Genomic DNA, 20,537 nt, shown 5'->3' with positions numbered 1-20,537 from the left:
AATGAATGAACAAATAAAGGCTCTTCAGGCCGAAATTGACGCTTTTGTTATTTCGAATGAAGGCGAATTAGACTCTTTTCGTAATCAATTTGTCGGACGAAAGAGCCGCTTAGCATCTCTTTTTGATGAGTTGAAAAATGTGCCAGCAGAGAATCGCCGGGAGGTAGGTCAAGCCTTGAATGGGTTGAAAAATTCCGCGGAGACAAAGTTCGAAGAGGCTCAAGAAGCTTTTGCAGGTAATACAGCTGACTTTGAGGTTCCCTCTGATTTAACCGTCTATAACCCGATTTCGCAAGGAAGCCTTCATCCGTTGACGAAGGTGAGAGCGCGTATTTTGGAGATATTTAACCGGATGGGTTTCTCGGTTTCTGATGGACCGGAGATCGAAACGGATTTCTATAATTTTACAGCCTTAAACTTCCCAGCGAATCACCCGGCAAGAGAGATGCAAGATACCTTCTTTATTGAAAAAGGGGCAGGAGAGATACAAGATGACGTTTTATTGCGTACGCACACCTCTAACGTGCAGATTCGTTTAATGCAACACCAAAAGCCACCGATTCGCTCGGTGATGCCGGGTCGTGTCTATCGAAATGAGGCTATCTCAGCGCGCGCCCATTGCCTTTTCCACCAAGTGGAAGGGCTCTATGTGGACGAGCAAGTAAGTTTTAAAGATCTGAAGGATACCTTATATCATTTTGCCAAAGAGATGTTTGGGAAAGACACAAAAGTGCGTTTCCGTCCGTCTTACTTCCCCTTCACAGAGCCTAGCGCTGAAATGGACATCACGTGTCTATTGTGCAAAGGCGATGGTTGCAATGTGTGCAAAGGAGCTGGTTGGGTAGAGATTGCCGGTGCTGGAATGGTGGATCCGAATGTATTAGAAAATGTGGGAATTGACTCGAAGAAATATAATGGCTTTGCTTTTGGAATGGGTATCGAGCGTATTACGATGTTAAAATACCAGATCAAAGACTTACGTCTATTCACGGAGAATGACGTGCGATTCTTAAAACAGTTTAATTAATCTGACCTATGTGGAGTTTTAAAAAGTTGAATAATTGGACGGGTTGGGGAGTTTTCCTGATTGCGCTCATTACCTATACGATGACAGTGGAGCCTACGGCCTCTTTTTGGGACTGTGGAGAGTTCATTGCCTGTGCTTATAAATTACAAGTACCTCACCCTCCCGGGGCTCCTTTGTTCTTATTATTAGGACGAATGTTCTCTTTACTTGCGCTGGGTGATGTAACGAAAGTGGCTTATTGGGTCAATATGTTATCGGTGTTGAGTAGTGCGCTGACTATTTTATTCTTGCATTGGACGATTGTGATGATCGGTCGCAAGATGATCAAGAAGTCGTTTGAAGACTTGAATGCGAATGAGCGTTTTGGTTTATTGGCTTCCGGTGTGGTAGGATCTTTGATTTACACGTTCTCTGATACGTTTTGGTTCTCAGCAGTCGAAGCAGAGGTATATGCGATGTCGTCTTTCTTTACGGCGATTGTGGTTTGGGCAGCGTTCAAGTGGGAGTTAGTGGAGGATCGGGCAGAATCAAATCGTTGGATTTTGTTCATTGCCTATTTAGTGGGATTGTCGATTGGGGTCCACTTGTTGAACTTAGTGACGCTTCCGGCTTTGGGATTATTGTATTATTTCAAACGCTACGAGAAGCCTACCTTAACCGGTGGGGTGATTTCGATTTTAGTGGCTCTGTTTATTCTAGGCATTATCAATTCTGGAATTATTCCAGGTTTGCCTAGTTTAGCCTTCCAATTTGAGTTGACTTTCGTGAATGCGTTGGGATTCTCGTATGGTTCAGGAGCGATTGTTTTCTTGATTTTATTGATAGCTGCGGTGGTTTTTGGGATTCAGTATTCGTATGCCAAAGGAAAGGAAGTACTCAACGTAGCCCTATTCTCATTCGTTTTCTTATTAATCGGTTATTCTACTTACACGGTTGCTTTAGTACGTTCTGGATATAATACACCCATTAATGAGAATGATCCGAGCAATATCTTGAACTTCTTGAAGTACCTAAAACGCGAGCAATATGGCGAGCGTTCGTTAATCTATGGCCCTGTTTACACGGCTGAAGTGACGGGATACAAAGAAGGAGCAGAGACACCCATTTATAAGATGAAAGATGGGAAATACGTAGAATACACGAAGAAACCGGTGTATGAATACGATAAGACCCAAATGATGTTATTACCTCGCGTTTATTCTAATCAGGCGAATCACGTGAAGCTGTACCAAGAGATGCTTGGGATCCCAGCAGGAGAGAAGCCTAGTTTTGGCAAGAACCTAGAATTCCTATTTACGCATCAATTAGGGCATATGTACATGCGCTATTTACTGTGGAACTTCGTGGGGCGCGAAAGTGATTTCCAAGATGCTTGGGCCATCAATACCTTTGAGGATACGTCGAAATTACCGGATATCTTACGCAACAATAAGGCGCGTAATAATTACTTCTTCTTACCGATCATCTTCGTATTACTAGGGTTTTTCTACATGTTGCGCAAGAACGATAAGGACCTTTTGGTGACGATATTAATGTTCGTATTAACCGGAGTTGCCTTAACCGTTTACCTGAATTCGCCACCTACAGAGCCGCGTGAGCGTGATTATATCTTCGTGGGTTCATTCTACTTTATGTCGATTTGGGCGGGATTTGCGGTGATGCAGATACTTGAGTTTATTCAGAAGTTTGTGAAAGCAGATAAGGCCAAATGGGCGATTGCTGCCCTATTAGGTTTAACGGCTCCTGCGATTTTGGCCCAACAAAACTGGGATGACCACGATAGAAGTGGTCGTGTGCACCAAATCGATTTTGCTAAAAACCTATTGAATTCTTGCGCACCTAACGCGATTCTATTTACTGGAGGGGATAATGATACATTCCCGCTTTGGTATGTACAAGAAGTAGAAGGATTCAGAACTGACGTTCGTGTATGTAATTTGTCTCTATTAGGAACGGATTGGTACATCGATCAAATGAAACGCAAGACCTATGAATCACAACCTTTACCGATTCTCTTATCTAAGGATCAGTTAATGGAAGGGGTAAATGATCAGATTTTATTCAATCCTAAAGAGGGTTTAACTGCGATGTCTTTACCGGACTATTTGGACTTATTGCATAAAGACAGTCCATCGATCCAAGAGCAAACGCAACTAGGCGAAACAATTAATACGCTTCCCACGGATTCTGTGGTTATTCCTGTAGATATCGCAGCGGTGGCTAAATCGAATTGGTTCCCTAAGCAATTTGTCCCTTATATGTCACCAGCGCTAGGTTGGAAATTGCCATCGCACAACATCTACAAAGGGGAATTGATTCAATTAGAGATCATCTCAAACAATGCGATCTCAGGGTGGAAACGTCCGATTTATTTTGCTTCTACGTTGCCAAATGACCAATATTTAGGTTTGAAGGAATCCATGCAATTAGAAGGTTATGCGTATCGTTTGATGCCATTCAAGATTCCTGGTGCGAATGATGGATATGTGAATACCCAAATCATGTCAGACAACATCTTGAAGAAAATGTATTGGAGAGGATTAGCCGATGATAAAATATATTACCACGGTGATTTCTACTTAGGTATTCCATCGGTTACAGCACGTCTTAGCGTGTACCGTTTAGCGGATCAATTAGTTCGAGAAGGAAGTTTAGCTCAGGCGAAAAAGGTCTTGGATTATTTGGACCAAAAAATGCCTGATAAAGTGATTCCTTACGATCAATTCTCTGCTTCGATGGTGGAATTGTATATTGCTGTGGGTGATGCTACTTCTGCGCTTAGAATTGCAAAACGCATGGTAGATCGCGATGATCAATTATTAGATTACTACTTAGATGGTCGCTATGCGTACCACGAACGAGATGTTCAAATAGCCATCTACGAAATGAACTTAGTCGTATCAGCTTTAAAGGCTTCGAAGGTGAATCCTGCGAAATACCAGGCATTAGAGGCGAAGTTTACGAAGCAGATGGGTCGTTTACAATAATGTATAGAGCATAAAGCATAAAGAATAATGATGGAATAAAAAGAGCGGCATTTGCCGCTCTTTTTATGTTTCAGTAATCAAAACACTTCATGAAATCATCGCCGAAGGCGATAAAAACTTTATTCTTTGTGCTTTATTCTTTGTTCTTTGAAAAAGAAAGCCTCTTTTTTTTAAGAGAACATATCCCTCACCTTATGAAAGAATCCTTTCTCCGCTTTCCCTGGTTGAGGAGCGAAGTTAGGGGAGGCACGGAGTTTTTCTAATAATTCGGTTTCTTCTTTACTAACCTGTTTAGGTGTCCAGATATTCACATGAACTAATTGATCTCCAATCGAGTAACCGTTTAGTTCTTTGATCCCTTTACCTTTTAAGCGTAAGATTTTTCCACTTTGCGTTCCTGCGTCTAAGGTAATCTTTGCTTTTCCACCGATAGTAGGCACCTCTACTGACGTTCCTAAGGCAGCATCCACAAAGTTTACGTACAGATCATAGATCACGTTGTTTCCATCGCGGTGCAAAAGATCGTGTGCTTCTTCTTCTATAACAATGAGTAAATCACCGGCTACGCCACCACGAGGGGGAACGTTTCCTTTTCCAGACATCGACAGCTGCATGTCGTTTGAGACGCCAGCAGGGATTTTGATCGGGATGATTTCTTCTTCTAGTACACGGCCTTCTCCAAAGCAGTCGCCACATTTTGCTCCTACGGTCTTACCCTCTCCGCTACAATGAGGACAAGTAGAGGAAGTGACCATTTGGCCTAACATGGTTTGTTGTACTTGACGAACTTGACCAGAACCTTGGCAAGTGCCGCAGGTTTTTAAGTCAGTTCCGTTTTTAGAACCGTTACCGGAGCAAGATTTACAGGCTACGTGGCGTTTTACCTTGATTTTCTTTTCTACGCCATTCGCGATTTCTTCCAGATTTAGCTTCAATTTGATGCGAAGATCCGTTCCTCTGCGTTGACGACGACCACCGCCGCCACGGCCTTGGTTGAAGAAGCTACCGAATGGACTCTCGTCCCCACCTCCGAAAATATCTCCAAACTGAGAGAAGATATCCTCCATGTTCATTCCGCCACCGCCAAAACCACCGCCAGCAGCGCCACCCATTCCAGCGTGACCGAAACGGTCGTATTGTGCCTTCTTTTGGGAATTGCTTAACACCTCATAGGCTTCCGCTGCTTCCTTGAATTTCTCTTCTGCCTCCTTGTTATCTGGATTCTTGTCTGGATGGTATTTTACCGCCATTTTGCGGTATGCTTTCTTGATCTCGTCCTCCGATGCGGATTTAGAAACACCTAAAATCTCGTAATAATCTCTTTTTTGCGCCATTATCTATTAATTTCCAACCACCACTTTCGCAAAGCGGATGACTTTTTCATTCAGTGTATATCCTTTTTCAACTACTTCGACCACTTTGCCTTTTTCTTCTTCAGAAGGGGCAGGGAATTGCGTGATGCAATCGTGTAACTCGGCGTCGAATACTTCGCCTTTCGCGGGTAATTCCTTTAATCCTTTGGATTGCAGAATGTTACCAATTTTAGAGAAGATTAATTGCGTTCCTTCCGAGATTTCTCCCTCAGGTGCATTCGCTAATGCACGTTCGTAGTCATCGATGACAGGTAATAAGTCGACGATTAAACGTTCCGAAGCGGTTTGGATGAGTTCTATTTTCTCTTTAGCCGTACGTTTACGGAAATTTTCGAAGTCTGAATACAGGCGAAGGTATTTCTCCTTCATCTCTGCTAATTCATCTACAGGTGCCGTTTCTTCAGCTTCTTGCGTGTTTTCTACTTCTTGATTGATAATTTCTTCCTCAGGCGTTTGTTCGTTTTCTTTCTTTTTCATGGTACAAAATTACGATTGCGAAATCCTTCATACAAATTCAATACCAAAAACAATTTTCTGACACTTTGGCATAAATGAAATGACCTTTGTAATTTTAAACAAATGTCAAAAAGTCCAGCAGAAATTTCCCGACTAATTAAGGCCAAAGCTCAGTCTTTCGGTTTTGCCTTTTGTGGTATTTCTGAAGCAGGATTCTTAGAGGAAGAGGCGCCGCGTTTAGAAGCTTGGTTAAATTCGAATCAACACGGTGAAATGGCCTATATGGCGAATCATTTCGATAAACGTCTGGATCCTCGAAAGCTGGTGGACGGTTGCCAAACCGTCGTTTCCCTAGTCTACAATTATTTTCCCGCGGAAGAAATGGCGGTAAATGATTTCAAGATTTCAAAATATGCTTATGGTGAAGATTACCACCGGGTCATCAAAGACAAGATGCAAGGTTTATGGGATGCCTTACAAACGGATCTAGGTGAATTTTCGGGGAGGATGTTTGTAGATTCTGCACCTGTGTTAGAAAAAGCGTGGGCGAAGAAGTCTGGTTTGGGTTGGATAGGGAAGAATGCGAATTTGATTATTCCGAAAAAGGGGAGTTTTTATTTCCTAGCAGAGCTGCTGATTGATTTACCTGCCACACCAGATGGGCCTATCAAAGACTTTTGTGGTACCTGTACGCGATGTATTGACGCTTGTCCTACGGATGCCATTACGCCCTATGTGGTGGATGGGAGTAAATGTATTTCCTATTTTACAATTGAATTAAAGGATCAAATGCCGGCCAGCTTGCAGGGAGATTTTCAAAACTGGATTTTTGGCTGTGATATTTGCCAAGACGTGTGTCCTTGGAATCGATTTTCGAAGCCGCACCGAGAACCAAGATTCGAAACGAATCTACAAGATGTGGATTGGGAAGGATTGTCTGAAGAAGTTTTTCAGACCTTATTTCACTATTCTGCGATCAAGCGTACCAAGCTGAAAGGCATTCAACGAAACATCGATTACGTAAAAAAAAAGAGGCCGTGAAACCACGGCCCTTTTCAAGCAAAATAAAACCCTAAAGTGATTGTCGTATAAGTAAGCTAGGTTCGATGACCTCTGCTGTCTTTTGATTGTTAAGGATCATTTCGGCCGCTTTTTGGCCTAACTTCTCCGGATGTGTGCTCACCACGGTGATGCCCCCGGCAATAATTTCCTTAAAGGGATGATCGTTCAAGGAGATGATGCCAATATCTGTACCTAAACTCCAGTTCTTTTTCTCCGCGTATTTGATAGCCTGGAAAAGATCGGTATCCGACAAAGTGAAATAAATTTCCTTTTGTTGAAAGTCGTCCTCTTCTAGGCCATCCAATACTTGGAATTTCAATGAATTCGCTTCGCAGAATTCACTGCACGCATTGATTAATTCAGGATCGAAGTATTCGTCTTCGCTCAACACTAAATTAAGGCTGCGGTACTTATTAAACAGGTTTAGTTGGGTATTAAAAATCTTCTTTAGCGAGGGATTAGGAGGGCAGATGAGACTGGAATGACGGATGGTTCCGAAGTTTTGGTCCAATAAGATCAAGCGATCCCCCGCTATTTTCTGTAATATCTTCACCGTTTCTTCATCCTCATCGATTAAATGCGGTTGAATCAGGTAATAATGGTAATTGCCTAATTGTTGTCCAATGATTTCCTTAAACTCCTTGGGTTTGTATTGGTAGGTGTAAATATCCACCATCACATTTTTGCCAAAATGATCCAGAAAGGCATTGTACAATGTTTGATTCGTTTCTGTCATCCGGCCAATCAAGAAAAGTACTTTTGTCTTTACTTTTAAACTGGACTCTGAAATGAAATAACCTTTGCGGAAAATGGACGTGATCGCACCCATTTTATGTAACTCGGTATAGGCTCTTTCCACAGTGTCGCGAGAAAGGTAGCATTCTTCCGAAGCCTCATTAATGGACGGCAATCGCTCGCCAGGTTTTAGCTCCCCCATCTCAATATCCTGCAAAAGTGAATTCACTAATTGCTGGTATTTAGGGATTTTGTTTCCTGAATTCTTTACGTTAAATGAAACAAATGCTTTATTCATATCGAAGAAAAATTCTTGTCCCAAAATTACAGTGATGGCATTGTGTAGCATAGGACGAATCTTTCAAATACGAGGACAATTCTTGCATTTGCTTATTTCAGGACAAATCCGTCCAATTTCCTGGTATTATTCCCTAATTTTAAGATTCGAATGAAAAGGCTATTTTTCTTCTTGGCGATGTGTGCTGTTTTGAGTCTTCAAGCTCAAAAGCAGACGCGCTATGAACGCTTAAGTACAGCATCTGGTTTGTCCCAAAGTTCCGTTTACAAGATCATTCAAGATAAGCAAGGTTTTCTTTGGTTCGCGACAGGTGATGGTTTGAATCGCTACGATGGCCACAACTTTAAGATTTACCGCAATGATCCGAGTGATCCTACCACCCTTAGTGGAAGTGAGATTTTTACGGTGGCGCAAGATGATGAGGGTAACTTATGGGTAGGTACGCGTAATTCTGGGTTGAATAAGATTGAATTAGCGACGGGTAAAATTACACGATTTTCGAAAGGGCCTACTGGGCAAGATTTATCCAATTCTAATATTCCAAGTATTCTAAATATTGGTAGAGGAAGAATGGGAGTGGCTGTATTAGGCCTAGGCTATTTGGTCTACGATATTCGGTCAAACCAATTAATAAGCGCTGAATCCGAATGGAAAAATACCATGGTGAAAGAAGTAGTTCGTTTGTTCAAACATTCGTCTGGCACTGTTTGGATGGGTACCCGGACCGGGTATTTAGTTTCTCAGTTGAATGCACATAGTTTTATTCCCTATCAATTTGGGGCGAATAATTACCGGGTGCGCGCGCTTTTTGAAACGAAAAATGGGGATATTTTAGTGGGTACAGATGGAAAAGGAATTTACCGTTTCACCCCTAAAAACCAGCAATTCAAAGTGGTTTTTTACCAGGCATCTGATCCTTTGTCACGACAAAATATAGTCACTTCTTTTGCTAAAGATGCGATGCAAAATCTCTGGATTGGTACGGATAATGGCGTTTATAAGCTAAATGGAGAGGATTTTAAATCCTACACGAATATCCCCTCTAATCCAGATCCAGAATTAGGTCTTTCTTCTAACTCCGTCATGAGTCTTTTTACGGATGCGAATCAGAATACCTGGGTGGGCACTTGGGAGGCAGGATTAAATATATCTTTTTTCCAAAAACCTCGCTTCGCCGTCCTCCGCTACAAACCCAATACCCTGCAAGGTTTACTCAGTAATAAGGTAAGTACGTTGCTGGCAGATGGTGATCAAGGCGTTTGGGTAGGAAGTAATGTGGGTTTATCCTATTTTAACCATAAATCGGGCCAAGTTACGCATTACTTGCAGAGTGCATCGAGTAATAAATTAAATTCTACGGAGACCTATGATGTCAATTTTATACATCCGTCTGGAGATGGAGGAGTGTGGGTAGGACTTTGGGGAAAAGGGATAAATCTGTTCACAAAAGAGCGTCAGCTGAAGGATTACCCTTTCAAACCCGGTGTCAGAGAAGCGAATTTTAATACCCTAGAAAATTTTAATTCGGAGTTTCTTCTTGGAACGCAAGGGATGGGAGTAGTCGCATTCAATCCGATGACGAAACAATACCGTGTTCCTTTTGCCGAACTAGGTAAAAAGAATTTCTTGAATAAATCGATTGCGGCCATCCGGGTTTTGAATGGAAAGGAGATTTGGGTGGGTACGGTCGGTTTTGGATTATATGTTTTCGACGTTAGCAATAGAAAGTTACGTCATTATGTGAAATCAGAAGAAATTGGGGCCTTGAGTTATAATCATGTGAATAAAATTTACCAAGATCGTCAGAAGCGGATTTGGGTAATGACGCAGGGTGGAGGATTAAATCAATACTTGGGGGCTGGCAAAGGATTTAAAGTGTTCACCGTCAATAATGGATTAGGAAGTAATTCTTTGCGTGGAATGGTGGAGGATGCGAAAGGGGATATGTGGTTCAGTACGAATGGGGGAATTTCGAAGATGGATGGAAAGACCTTAAAATTTGTCAATTTCGAAGAGGCAGATGGATTGCAGGGGAAAGAATTTATGACGAACGCGGTGGCGAGGAATAGCCAAAATTGGTTGTTTTTTGGTGGCGTAAATGGCTTAAATTACTTGAAATCAGACAGTTTGCGCATGCGATTAGATGTGCCGCCAGTCTATTTTACCAAACTCAAAATTTTTAATAAAGAGGTCGAAGCAGGTGAAGATAATTCGCCTCTTCGTGTTGATATCCTGTCTACCAAACACCTCGTTTTGCAGCCGAATCAATCCGTGTTTAGTTTGGACTTTGTCGCTTTAGAATACCAAAGGCCTAAAAATAACCGCTATGCCTATTATTTAGAAGGCTTTGAAAACGAATGGAATTTAGTAGGAACGCAGCGGACGGTGACCTATACTAATTTAAGTCCCGGAGATTATATTTTTAAAGTCAAAGCGAGTAATTCAGATGGAATTTGGGCAGAAAAACCCTATGAGTTAAAGATAACGGTGCTCCCGCCTTGGTACCGCACCTGGTGGGCTTATGTACTTTATTTAGTCTTGTTAGCGGCAGTTATTTATGCGTTTATTCGCGAGGTGCAGGTGAGAGAAGCTTTCCGAACGGATTTGCGCTTGAAAGAGATTGAGAAGGAACGTATTCAAGAACTAGAGCAGGTAAAAACACATTTCTTTACGAATATTTCACACGAATTACGAACTCCTTTGACCCTTATAACCAGTCCATTAGAGAAGTATTTCCTCTCGAATGCGAGCCTCAATAAAGACCAGAAGACAAAGATTAATTCGATTTACCAAAACGCCCAAAAACTTTTGAGACTGATCAATCAGCTACTTGATTTGTCCAAAATCGAATCCGGAAACGTACAACCGGTCGTGGAGAAGCACGATTTGGTCCGTCAATTGCATTCCATCAAACAAAGCTTTGATGCTTATGCTCAGCAAAAGCAGATTAAGTTAAAATGGGATGCGCCCGTTGAATCCTTGTTTGTTTACTACGATGCTGATATCATTGAAAAATGTGTCACAAATCTCCTTTCGAATGCCTTTAAATTCACCCCAGAGGATGGAATCATAGGTATACGTTTAGAATTACATAAGGTATATAAAGGGGCATCGGAATACATCAATCGAGTTTCGATTCATGTTTCTGATACGGGGAAAGGAATTAGTGCGGAACATAGACAGCATATATTTGATCGTTTCTATCAAATTCCGGAGAAAGTAGATCGGGTAGGAACGGGAGTAGGACTTTCTTTGTGTAAAGAATTGATAGAGGTACATCGGGGTTCCATTGAAGTTCAAAGTGATCTGGGAGCGGGTTCTGATTTTAAAATACAGTTCCCTGTTACGCTGGAGGCATTTGATCCGGCTTGGGTGAAGTCGGGGTCGAAAGAAGTCAAAGAGTTACAGAGTCAACTAGTCGACTCAGCCCAGGTTATTCAGCAAGAGAAACAGATTTTATTAATCGTCGAAGATCACGAAGAGATGCGTGCGTTTATACGGGAGATTTTTGAACGTTCTTTCCAAGTAATTGAAGCCGATCGAGGTGAGGCAGGCTTGGAAATGGCCTTGACTTATTTGCCCGATGTGGTGATTACGGATTGGATGATGCCAGGTATGTCAGGAGTGAATTTGTGCAAGCAGATTCGCAAGAACGCGAAGACAAGTCATATACCGGTCGTTATATTAACTTCGAAAAGCTCACAGGAAAGCCAAATCGAAGGAATGCAGTCCGGTGCAGATGATTTTATCTCCAAGCCTTTCCATGCGGATATTTTGGAATTAAGAGTGGCTAAATTATTGGAAGCGAAAGAACGCTTGCGCAAAAGCTGGCAAGATTCCGTTCTAAATCAAGATTTACAGCAGGCATTTGTGTTCGAAGATGAATTTCTTTCAAAAGCTACGCAAGTGGTCATCGAGCATCTAGAGGAAGCCGATTTCGATGTAGAACATTTAGAGCAAGCGATGGATATGAGCAAGATGCAGCTGTATCGTAAGTTGAAAATGTTAACTTCGCTAGCTGGAAACGAATTTATTCGCTCTATTCGTTTGCAACAAGCTAGACTATTATTAGAAAAGGGTTCATTGAATGTCTCAGAGGTGGCTTACCAAGTAGGCTTCAATGATCCGGCCTATTTTACACGCGCCTTTAAAAAACAATACGGACACTCCCCTAAAACATTCATTTCAAAAAAATAATATGCGTAAACTTTCCCTCCTTCTTGTTTGTGGATTTTTGGTTTCTTGGGGCTTTTTAGCTCATAAAACCCTGCAGCAGATTGCTATTTATCCCTTGCCTGCAGATTTAGGTCTGTTTTTCTATGCTAATCAGGACTATATCGTACAACAATCCATTCGCCCAGATGTGCGCCGGAAAGATGACAAGACGGAGGATTCTAAGCACTATTTGGATATGGATGCCCCTATCTTTGGCCCTAATTACCGAACGGATATTCCGCATGATTTCAAACAAGCTGTCTTGAAATATTCCTTCGACAGTTTACGCAAAGAAGGCTTAGTTCCCTGGGAGGTGAATCGGGTATATGGTCGTCTAGTGAACGCATTTAAGCAGGAGATGCGTGATTCTGTGTTATTTTACGCGGCCGATTTAGGCCATTATGTATCAGATGCGCACGTACCCTTGCATACCACGAGGAATCACGATGGGCAATTAACAAACCAAAAAGGGATGCACGTGCTTTGGGAATCCCTTGTTCCTGAAGCGCAATTAAAGAATTACGCCTTATATCAGCCTCAAGCGGCATCTTATATTGCCAAACCTCAGGATTTTATCTTCCAAGTGTTACAAGAGTCTCACGCGATGTTGCCGGAAATGTTTAAGGCAGAAACGGAAGTTCGCCAGGCTTTAGGAGAGGAGAAATCCTTTAAAATGGTCGAGCGCTACGGAAAAATGCAGCGTTATTATACGGATGAATTTATTCAAGCCTATGCAGCAAAATTAGGCTCTTCCATTCAGGGGCGCATGATTCAATCTTCTCACAGGGTGGCTTCTTTTTGGTATTCTGCTTGGAAAGATGCGGGTTCTCCTGCTTGGGTAACGAAGGAAATCAGTGCAGAAAAGAAGGCTGCCTTTGAGTCAGAAAAAGCACTTTGGAAGTCTAATACGTTGATTTCGACAGGACAACTACTCTCTTTGCACAAGAAATAAATGCAGAAGATCTTAGTCCTTTCTGATACCCATTCTTATTTGGATCCACGTTTGATCCCGCACGTGGAAGCCTGCGATCAGATTTGGCACGGGGGTGATTGGGGTTCGGTGGCGGTGGCTGATACGTTGATGGGTTTTGGGAAGCCTGTGTATGGAGTTTACGGGAATATCGATGACCGAACCATTCGAAATATGTTTCCTAAAATCGCCCGCTTCACCTGCGAGGAAGTGACGGTCGCCATGACGCATATCGCGGGTGCGCCATCTTCCTATAAACCAGACGCGCTAGAAACATTCTCGATGGGTTTACCCATGATATTTGTATGCGGTCATTCCCACATTTTACAAGTAAAAAGAGATCAAAATCGCAACCAGATGCTCTTTTTGAACCCGGGTGCTGCGGGTCAACACGGATTTCATTCAGAGCAAACGGCGCTACAATTTAAGATTGACGGGAAACGCATTTTTGATATGGAGCTGATTCAAATGCCCCGTATTCACACGAAAATTAAGTAGTCTGAAACGATTGGATGTTTTCAAAGACGCTGCCTTTCTGGTAGGACTTCAAGATCCAGCCACCACCCACGACATCTTCGCCCTCATAAAATACGGCTGCCTGTCCAGGTGCAATGCCAGAAACATCGAAGGCAAAATCTACTTTAATGCGATCTCCCACTTGCTCAATGTGTCCAGCGGTTCCCGCATCTTTATAGCGCACTTTGGTGATGGTTTCAATTCCTTCTGCAGGAATAGAATCGTATTTTTGTAGGTTTAATTGACCTACCCACATACCTGTGCGGTTTAAATCCTCAACTTTACCAATCACCACTTCGTTCGTCTCTTTGCGAATTTCGATCACAAAGGCTGGATAGCCGAAAGCCTTTCCTAAACCTTTTCTTTGGCCCACTGTATAAAAAGGATAGCCCTCGTGTTTACCGATGATTTTTCCTTCCGTATCGATGAAATTTCCGCCTTTCACTTGCTCCTCTAGTTCAGGAACGCGTCTTTTTAAGAACCCACGGTAATCATTATCCGGCACGAAACAGATTTCATAACTCTCGGACTTATTGACTAAATCCACAAAACCGCGCTCTGTGGCCATCTCGCGAATGCGTGCTTTCGTCAAATGACCTAAAGGTAAAATTGTGCGGGCAAGACTTTCTTGTGAAACGCCCCAAAGCACATAACTCTGGTCCTTCAAAACGTCTACACCTTTGGAAATAATATGACGGCCATTCTCTTCTCTAATCTGCGCATAGTGGCCCGTCGCAATAAATTCGCAACCTAATTGATCCGCACGACGCAATAAAGCATCCCATTTAATATGCGTATTGCACATTACACAAGGATTAGGCGTGCGGCCTTCGATGTATTCATTCGTAAAGTAATCGATGACAGAATCACCAAATTCCTCTCTGATATCTAATATGTAGTGGGGGAAACCGAGGGAAACGGCGATATGACGCGCATCATTAATGGAATCCAAAGAACAGCAGCCTGTTTCCTTTTTATCGCCACCAGAGCTGGCGTAATCCCAGGTTTTCATCGTCATTCCGATGACCTCATACCCTTGTTCGTGTAGTAAAACAGCTGCGACCGAGCTGTCAATTCCGCCGCTCATAGCGACTAAAACGCGTCCTTTTTTCTCCATATTTGCTGCTCAGGTTCAATGCCTGACGAAATTATGCTGCAAGTTACGGCTAATCTTTGTAAATACGTGTACAAAGCGTATTTTTGCTCATTATTCAAATACCGTCTATGTTAAAAACGAAAGTCAAAGTCAGTTCGATTGAAAATCTTTCAGATGCGCGCTACTGCGCAGGAATGGGAGTGGAGTGGTTGGGTTTCCCATTGGCGATGCCTTTAGAGAAATTGGTGGAAATCAGAAACTGGTTAGCTGGTGTTCAAATTGTAGGTGAGTGTGCAGGATTGAAACCGGAGGAAATAAAGGCTTTAGTGGCTTCGCATCAACCAGATGCAATCGAGATTGATTCGAAAGTGAATTTGGTGTTGATTCAAGACATTGATTTACCTAAAATTCTGCGCGTAAACATAGATACGGATAATTTACCTGCTCTATTTGCTTCAGCTGCGCCCTATGTGAGTTACTTTTTATTAGTGGGCGAGGGTCCAGAATCATTGCAGGGAATGGAATCCTCGATTGAAATTTGGGCGGCTCAATATCCGATTATTTTAGGTTTAGACGTTCCAGAGGAAGATTTAGCCGAGTGGGTGGAACAAACATCAATCCAAGGAATCGGTTTAACCGCAGGAAAAGAAGACCGTCCGGGTTTTCGCGATTTTTCTGATTTAATGAGTATCTTGGAAAAATTAGAAATCGACTAATATGCTAGCAAGTATCAAAGTGAAATATGCTCAGGTGAAGGCGTTCGTTTTAGCGAAAGTGTCCGCTTTAGGCTTGTTATTGTTAGCGGGTTTCAAAAAAGTAGTAGGGGAGCGTATTTATAGCATTTGTGTAGGCTATGTAGTTTTAGGGCAAGTATTTGTGCAAACGCAAGGTCGCAAAGTGCAGGCTTATTACGATTCCAAAGTGGATAAAACCACTCCTTATTATCAACCCATCGTAAAAGGGTATAAATTCTTTGCTAAATCAGCCTTATTTGTATTGGTTTATTTACTAGTCATTGAGACGAATTTCTTCTTTTTAACGGGAGAGATGCCAAGTGTGGATGATTTGCAGAATCCTAAACTATCTCAGGCATCCGAGATTTATTCAGCGGATGGAGTGCTGTTAGGCAAGTTTTTTGCGGAGAATAGAACGCCAATACGCGATTTTAATCAGATTTCACCTTATTTAGTGAAAGCCTTAGTGGCGACTGAAGATGCGCGTTTTTACGAGCATACAGGAATCGATTTTCAAGCGTGGGCGGGTGTGTTAGTGGGTATCGCTAAAGGAGGAGATCGTGGGGGTGGAAGTACGATTTCTCAACAATTAGCGAAGAATTTATTTAAAACGAGAACGAAGAAAGGCTTTGTGAAGACGGGTCTTTTGGGCTATATCCCAGGATTAAATAAGTTGATTTATAAGTCCAAAGAATGGGTTACCGCTATCAAATTAGAGCGTTTTTATACCAAAGATGAGATCATTTTATGGTATCTGAACACCGTGGATTATGGCAATAATGCCTATGGAATTAAGGTAGCTTCTAAAACTTACTTCAATACGACACCGGATAGTTTAAATATCCAAGAAGCGGCTATTTTAGTGGGTTTACAGAAAGCAACGACGACCTATAATCCTAAAAGGTATGTAGGTAAACCTTTAGCTGAAAATAAAGCCTGGAAGCGTCGAAATGTGGTTCTAGCTCAAATGGTGAAGGCCGGTTACCTGCGCAAAACAGATTATGATTCGCTAGCCGTTATGCCGATTGAATTGCATGAAAACGAGGAATCTCCTTACGATGGCACGGGTAATTATTTCAAAGTAGCCGTAGCCAAATACTTGAATGAGTGGGCAGAAAAGAATGATATCGAATTAGATCTCTACCGTGACGGTTTAAAAATTGTGACGACGATCGATTCGAAAATGCAGATTTATGCAGAGGAATCCGTGGAAGAAGGAATGCGGGCCACCCAAAAGAACTTTGATAATCACTGGGCAAATCAGAACCCTTGGGTAGGCGAAAACGGCCAAGAAATACCTGGATTCATCGATACAGTGGCGAAACGGACAGAATATTATAAGTATTTATCGGCTCGTTTTCCGAAGAACCCCGATTCCGTCAAATACTATATGAAAGATGTGAAGCGCGATATGTGGGTGTATTCGCGCAACTCGATGGGGGAAGAAAAGCGCACGATGAGTGCCTACGATTCGATCCAATATTACAAGAAATTCTTACAAGCGGGTATGATGACGATGGATCCATTTACGGGTCACATTAAGGCCTGGGTGGGCGGTTTGGACTTTAAATATTTCAAATACGATCACGTTAAACAAGGTCGTCGTCAACCTGGATCAACTTTTAAGCCTTTCGTTTATACCTCTGCGATTGATGGTCCTAAGGATCTTTCGCCTTGTTACCTGATGCGTGATGAGCCGTTTGAAATCGAAGTAGAGAATGCAAAAGGAGAGAAAGAAATGTGGCGTCCTGGTAATGCAAATGGTAGTTTTTCGGGTAGAGAAATGCCGATTAAGCGTGCTTTGGCCCAAAGTATTAACTCCGTTACCGCTCGACTTACGAATGAAGTAGGGGCGGATACTGTGATGTATTATGCCAAGAAAATGGGGATTAAGAGTCCATTAAAAGCGGTTGCATCGATCGGTTTAGGCTCTTTTGATGTCAATCTCTTCGAGATGATAGGAGCTTATTCTGCCTTTGTGAATGAAGGAATGCATGTGGAGCCGATGCTCGTTCAAGAGATCCAAGATCAAAATGGAAAGGTGTTGCAACGATTTGATCCTACCATGGAGCAAGTGATTCGAAAGGAATCAGCACAATTAGTCCGCTATATGCTGGAGGGTGTTATTCACGAAAGTGGAACCGGTAGCTCTTTATTATATGGAGAAGGAGATATTTTATTGCCTAAAGACAATCGCTATGCTCGTGTTTTTGCGGGTAAAACAGGAACGACTTCGAATCATTCCGATGGCTGGTTCATCGGGATGTCGCATAATTTGATTTCTGGGGTTTGGGTAGGAGGAGATGATCGTTCGATTCACTTTAGAACGGGTGCTTTAGGGGAGGGATCGAAAACCGCTCTGCCGATCTTCAAGCGCTTCATGATTAAAGTGGTCAAAGATCCTCTTTTAGCGCAATACCGCCCGGAGCCTTTTGAGAAATTAGATCGCCGTGTCGTGAAGAAGGATTTTGATTGCTCAAACGGCTCTTATGCTTTGCCAGATTCGCTTCAGGTCTCTGATGCTGAATTGGATTCGATGAATGCCTTATTAGATGATAATGCAACCGCGTCAGACTCGACGGGTTCTCCTCAGTAAAATGAATAAACACGATATTGCAGCCTATTTTCAAGGCTTACAGGATAGAATTTGTGCGGGAATAGCTGCGACAGATGGAGTGGCTTCTTTTAAAGAGGACAAGTGGACTCGAGCAGAAGGTGGTGGCGGAAGAACTCGAGTGATAGCCAATGGAGCTATTTTAGAGAAGGGTGGAGTTAATTTCTCAGCTGTCGAAGGGCCTTTGCATCCTAAGATGGTCACTAGCCTGAATGTCACGGAAGAAGTCGAGTTCTTTGCGACTGGTGTTTCCATCGTGATGCATCCAGAGAATCCCTGGGTACCCATCATTCACATGAATGTGCGGTATTTTGAGTTGAGTAATGGGGAATTTTGGTTTGGTGGTGGAATTGATTTGACGCCTCATATTATCATTCCGGAACAAGCGAAGTGGTTTCACGAGCAATTGAAAGCCGTTTGTGATCGATTTGATTCGAGCTATTATCCGAAATACAAAACCTGGGCGGATGATTATTTCTATAGTCCACACCGGGAAGAGACACGTGGAATCGGAGGGATTTTCTTCGATTATATCAAAGGAGATAGAGAAACGGTGTTTGAATTTGTCAAAGCTGTGGGAGAATCCTTTGAGCCTATTTATAGTCATTTAATGCGATTGAATGCATCGCGGGAGTTTACGCAAGCGGAAAAAGAGTTTCAATACATTCGCCGCGGACGTTACGTAGAATTTAATCTAGTACATGACAGAGGAACGAAGTTTGGCTTAGAGACGAATGGAAGAACGGAATCGATCTTGATGAGTTTGCCCCCGATGGCGGCTTGGGAATATATGTACGATCCGAAGGTGTTTCCGGATGGTCAGAAGACCTTTGATCTATTGAAAAAAGGAATAAACTGGATATAAAAAAAGGGGCTCATCGAGCCCCTTTCTATTTATTCTGCTTCCCAGACAATAAAGTTTATTCTGCTTCCCAGACAATATCGATGCCTTTAGGGGTCATCAATAAAACGCGGGTAGGAGCGGGTAACAAGACTAAGCGAGCGTTTGCAATTGGATCTTCGATCCATTCTACTTCTACGCCTTCTTTCTTACCAATTTCGATTTCGCCGTCAGCCGTTTCCACGAATTTCTTCGCTAAATAGGCCGTAGGTAATAAAACATCCGATTCTGGGCAGTGCTTTAAATGCACTTTCTCCAAAATATCCTCTAATTGATCTCCGTATTTCTCATTGAAATCATCTTCCAAATCGTGAAGCATTTCCTCTACATCATCGTAAGTATCATCTGAGTAGTTCAATTTGCTCAATTCTAATCGCTTTTCTAAGATGGCGATCATCGCCTCATCAATCGTATTCATTTTAAACGGATTTGTTTTTACAAAGATAGGGGCTGAAACGGAGATTCCCTTGGAAATGTGGGGTCAAAAAGAATATTTCCTTTTTCGATCGACAATCCAGAGGCAAAATTATTCGTATAAAGTTGACCAGTTCCTAAGCCTTGTGGAATTTTTACATCATAATCCCCAGTCAATTGAGCGATGGCTTGTAATCCGATGTTGGATTCTAAAGCAGAGGTAATCCACCAATCTTTTCCCTTTTCTGTAGCCCAATTTATCCAATCGCGGGTCGCTTGGATTCCACCTAAAAAGCTTGGCTTTAAGATGATGTAATCAGGGTCGATGAATGAGGCGATAGATTTGTCTTGCATCCCTATCAATTCTTCATCTAAGGCAATGGGGAGTATTTGTAGAGCAATGAGCTTTCGCATTTCTTCTACCTGACCAGCTTTAATGGGCTGTTCGATGGAATGCAGGTCGTAAGCGGCTAATTTCTCTAGTTTATAGGGTGCCTTAGCAGGTGAAAAGGCGCCGTTTGCGTCGACACGTAAAATAAGTTCCTCTGCGGAGAAGCGGGAGCGAATACTTTTCAAGAGCGAAAGCTCAGTTTCAAAATCGATCGCACCGATCTTGAGTTTCAAGCAAGAATAACCTTGTGCTAATTTTTGTTCGATTTGCTCGCGCATAAATTCGGCACTGCCCATCCAGATGAGCCCATTGATGGGTAGAGACTTTTCTCCCTGAGCAAATTTATTGGTAAATGGCGCGGCGAAATCGTGAAAGGCCGTTTCTAAGGCGAAACGAAAGGAGGGCTGTTCAAATGAGATTTCAGAAATCCAGTCATTGATGTCTGAAGGCAATGCCAAACCTTGAAAAGGCTCTAAAGCTTTTTCAAAAGCAGCAGCGCAATCCTCCGAAAATTCAGGACTTAATCCGAATAAGGGCCCAGCTTCTCCAATACCGATTCGATTGCCATCAGATATCTCCACGAAATAAGATTTCTTATTGTTAAGTACCCCGCGGGAGGTACCTGCTTCGAAGTGAAATTGAAGATCGTGAGTAAGAAATCGAAGACTGATTTTGGACATGATGCAATTTATTATTTTCTATTCGATTTTGTGCCCTCCCGTATTATTTTTAGCTTTAAGGTTATTAT

General features: G+C 42.4%; 15 protein-coding genes. 9 read left to right on the top strand and 6 right to left on the bottom strand.

The features are described from left to right. Window position 1 precedes the first annotated feature (1 nt). Window positions 2–1,027 carry a phenylalanine--tRNA ligase subunit alpha gene (pheS, locus tag G9X63_RS00325; protein ID WP_130896900.1) on the top strand — a complete coding sequence of 342 codons (1,026 nt, stop codon included), beginning with the start codon at window positions 2–4 and terminating at the stop codon, window positions 1,025–1,027. Between the two features lie 8 nt (window positions 1,028–1,035). Next, complete coding sequence (locus G9X63_RS00320; protein WP_252623159.1) at window positions 1,036–4,014, top strand: DUF2723 domain-containing protein; 2,979 nt, start codon at window positions 1,036–1,038, stop codon at window positions 4,012–4,014. Between the two features lie 170 nt (window positions 4,015–4,184). On the opposite strand, the gene dnaJ is transcribed toward G9X63_RS00320, so the two are convergent. Together dnaJ and G9X63_RS00310 are read right to left on the bottom strand one after the other, a co-directional pair. Then, window positions 4,185–5,348 carry a molecular chaperone DnaJ gene (gene dnaJ, locus G9X63_RS00315; RefSeq protein ID WP_130896898.1) on the bottom strand — a complete coding sequence of 388 codons (1,164 nt, stop codon included), beginning with the start codon at window positions 5,346–5,348 and terminating at the stop codon, window positions 4,185–4,187. A 6-nt stretch (window positions 5,349–5,354) separates the two neighbouring features. After that, window positions 5,355–5,864, bottom strand: a complete 510-nt coding sequence (locus G9X63_RS00310) for a nucleotide exchange factor GrpE (protein WP_130896897.1) — start codon at window positions 5,862–5,864, stop codon at window positions 5,355–5,357. A gap of 102 nt (window positions 5,865–5,966) precedes the next feature. Between G9X63_RS00310 and queG the strand changes: the two genes are divergently transcribed. Further along, on the top strand, window positions 5,967–6,884 hold the full coding sequence (queG, locus tag G9X63_RS00305; protein ID WP_252623156.1) for a tRNA epoxyqueuosine(34) reductase QueG: 918 nt from the start codon (window positions 5,967–5,969) through the stop codon (window positions 6,882–6,884). A 31-nt stretch (window positions 6,885–6,915) separates the two neighbouring features. Here queG and G9X63_RS00300 read toward each other — a convergent pair whose 3' ends face one another. After that, the gene (locus G9X63_RS00300) at window positions 6,916–7,938 is read right to left on the bottom strand and encodes a GntR family transcriptional regulator (RefSeq protein WP_161566423.1); all 1,023 of its coding nucleotides are present in this window, start codon (window positions 7,936–7,938) and stop codon (window positions 6,916–6,918) included. 150 nt (window positions 7,939–8,088) lie between these two features. Here G9X63_RS00300 and G9X63_RS00295 point away from each other — a divergent pair, with 150 nt between their 5' ends. Genes G9X63_RS00295 through G9X63_RS00285 form a run of 3 tightly spaced genes read left to right on the top strand, consistent with a single transcriptional unit; the run spans window position 8,089 to window position 13,621 of the window. Continuing rightward, entirely contained in the window at window positions 8,089–12,135 is a 4,047-nt protein-coding gene (locus G9X63_RS00295) for a hybrid sensor histidine kinase/response regulator transcription factor (RefSeq protein ID WP_252623153.1), read from the top strand. A gap of 1 nt (window position 12,136) precedes the next feature. Then, window positions 12,137–13,105 carry a zinc dependent phospholipase C family protein gene (locus G9X63_RS00290; protein WP_252623150.1) on the top strand — a complete coding sequence of 323 codons (969 nt, stop codon included), beginning with the start codon at window positions 12,137–12,139 and terminating at the stop codon, window positions 13,103–13,105. Next, window positions 13,106–13,621: a metallophosphoesterase family protein gene (locus G9X63_RS00285; protein ID WP_252623147.1), complete on the top strand. Its 516-nt coding sequence runs from the start codon at window positions 13,106–13,108 to the stop codon at window positions 13,619–13,621. Here G9X63_RS00285 and mnmA read toward each other — a convergent pair. Beyond that, window positions 13,614–14,756: a tRNA 2-thiouridine(34) synthase MnmA gene (mnmA, locus tag G9X63_RS00280; RefSeq protein ID WP_252623144.1), complete on the bottom strand. Its 1,143-nt coding sequence runs from the start codon at window positions 14,754–14,756 to the stop codon at window positions 13,614–13,616. The genes G9X63_RS00285 and mnmA overlap by 8 nt on opposite strands. A 107-nt stretch (window positions 14,757–14,863) precedes the next feature. Between mnmA and G9X63_RS00275 the strand changes: the two genes are divergently transcribed. From G9X63_RS00275 to hemF, 3 genes are read left to right on the top strand one after another with little or no spacing between them, the layout of a single operon-like run. Then, window positions 14,864–15,451 carry a beta/alpha barrel domain-containing protein gene (locus G9X63_RS00275; RefSeq protein WP_252623140.1) on the top strand — a complete coding sequence of 196 codons (588 nt, stop codon included), beginning with the start codon at window positions 14,864–14,866 and terminating at the stop codon, window positions 15,449–15,451. A gap of 1 nt (window position 15,452) precedes the next feature. Further along, window positions 15,453–18,065 carry a transglycosylase domain-containing protein gene (locus G9X63_RS00270; RefSeq protein ID WP_252623137.1) on the top strand — a complete coding sequence of 871 codons (2,613 nt, stop codon included), beginning with the start codon at window positions 15,453–15,455 and terminating at the stop codon, window positions 18,063–18,065. A gap of 1 nt (window position 18,066) precedes the next feature. Next, window positions 18,067–18,948 (top strand): oxygen-dependent coproporphyrinogen oxidase, encoded by an 882-nt coding sequence (hemF, locus tag G9X63_RS00265; protein ID WP_252623134.1) that lies wholly within the window; start codon window positions 18,067–18,069, stop codon window positions 18,946–18,948. 55 nt (window positions 18,949–19,003) lie between these two features. On the opposite strand, the gene G9X63_RS00260 is transcribed toward hemF, so the two are convergent. Then, complete coding sequence (locus G9X63_RS00260; RefSeq protein WP_252623132.1) at window positions 19,004–19,402, bottom strand: hypothetical protein; 399 nt, start codon at window positions 19,400–19,402, stop codon at window positions 19,004–19,006. Window positions 19,403–19,419: 17 nt separating this feature from the next. Continuing rightward, window positions 19,420–20,469, bottom strand: a complete 1,050-nt coding sequence (locus tag G9X63_RS00255) for an o-succinylbenzoate synthase (RefSeq protein WP_252623130.1) — start codon at window positions 20,467–20,469, stop codon at window positions 19,420–19,422. Between the last annotated feature and the right edge of the window lie 68 nt (window positions 20,470–20,537).

It is taken from the genome of Aquirufa antheringensis, assembly GCF_023921165.1.
Taxonomy (GTDB): Bacteria; Bacteroidota; Bacteroidia; order Cytophagales; family Spirosomataceae; genus Aquirufa; species Aquirufa antheringensis.
The sequence above is the reverse complement of the archived record's forward strand: the minus strand, read 5'-3'. Positions and strand labels throughout refer to the sequence as shown.

Coding starts and splice junctions, on each gene's coding strand:
- pheS (WP_130896900.1), top strand. CDS start 2: ATGAATGAACAAATAAAGGCTCTTCAGGCCGAAATTGACGCTTTTGTT.
- G9X63_RS00320 (WP_252623159.1), top strand. CDS start 1,036: ATGTGGAGTTTTAAAAAGTTGAATAATTGGACGGGTTGGGGAGTTTTC.
- dnaJ (WP_130896898.1), bottom strand. CDS start 5,348: ATGGCGCAAAAAAGAGATTATTACGAGATTTTAGGTGTTTCTAAATCC.
- G9X63_RS00310 (WP_130896897.1), bottom strand. CDS start 5,864: ATGAAAAAGAAAGAAAACGAACAAACGCCTGAGGAAGAAATTATCAAT.
- queG (WP_252623156.1), top strand. CDS start 5,967: ATGTCAAAAAGTCCAGCAGAAATTTCCCGACTAATTAAGGCCAAAGCT.
- G9X63_RS00300 (WP_161566423.1), bottom strand. CDS start 7,938: ATGAATAAAGCATTTGTTTCATTTAACGTAAAGAATTCAGGAAACAAA.
- G9X63_RS00295 (WP_252623153.1), top strand. CDS start 8,089: ATGAAAAGGCTATTTTTCTTCTTGGCGATGTGTGCTGTTTTGAGTCTT.
- G9X63_RS00290 (WP_252623150.1), top strand. CDS start 12,137: ATGCGTAAACTTTCCCTCCTTCTTGTTTGTGGATTTTTGGTTTCTTGG.
- G9X63_RS00285 (WP_252623147.1), top strand. CDS start 13,106: ATGCAGAAGATCTTAGTCCTTTCTGATACCCATTCTTATTTGGATCCA.
- mnmA (WP_252623144.1), bottom strand. CDS start 14,756: ATGGAGAAAAAAGGACGCGTTTTAGTCGCTATGAGCGGCGGAATTGAC.
- G9X63_RS00275 (WP_252623140.1), top strand. CDS start 14,864: ATGTTAAAAACGAAAGTCAAAGTCAGTTCGATTGAAAATCTTTCAGAT.
- G9X63_RS00270 (WP_252623137.1), top strand. CDS start 15,453: ATGCTAGCAAGTATCAAAGTGAAATATGCTCAGGTGAAGGCGTTCGTT.
- hemF (WP_252623134.1), top strand. CDS start 18,067: ATGAATAAACACGATATTGCAGCCTATTTTCAAGGCTTACAGGATAGA.
- G9X63_RS00260 (WP_252623132.1), bottom strand. CDS start 19,402: ATGAATACGATTGATGAGGCGATGATCGCCATCTTAGAAAAGCGATTA.
- G9X63_RS00255 (WP_252623130.1), bottom strand. CDS start 20,469: ATGTCCAAAATCAGTCTTCGATTTCTTACTCACGATCTTCAATTTCAC.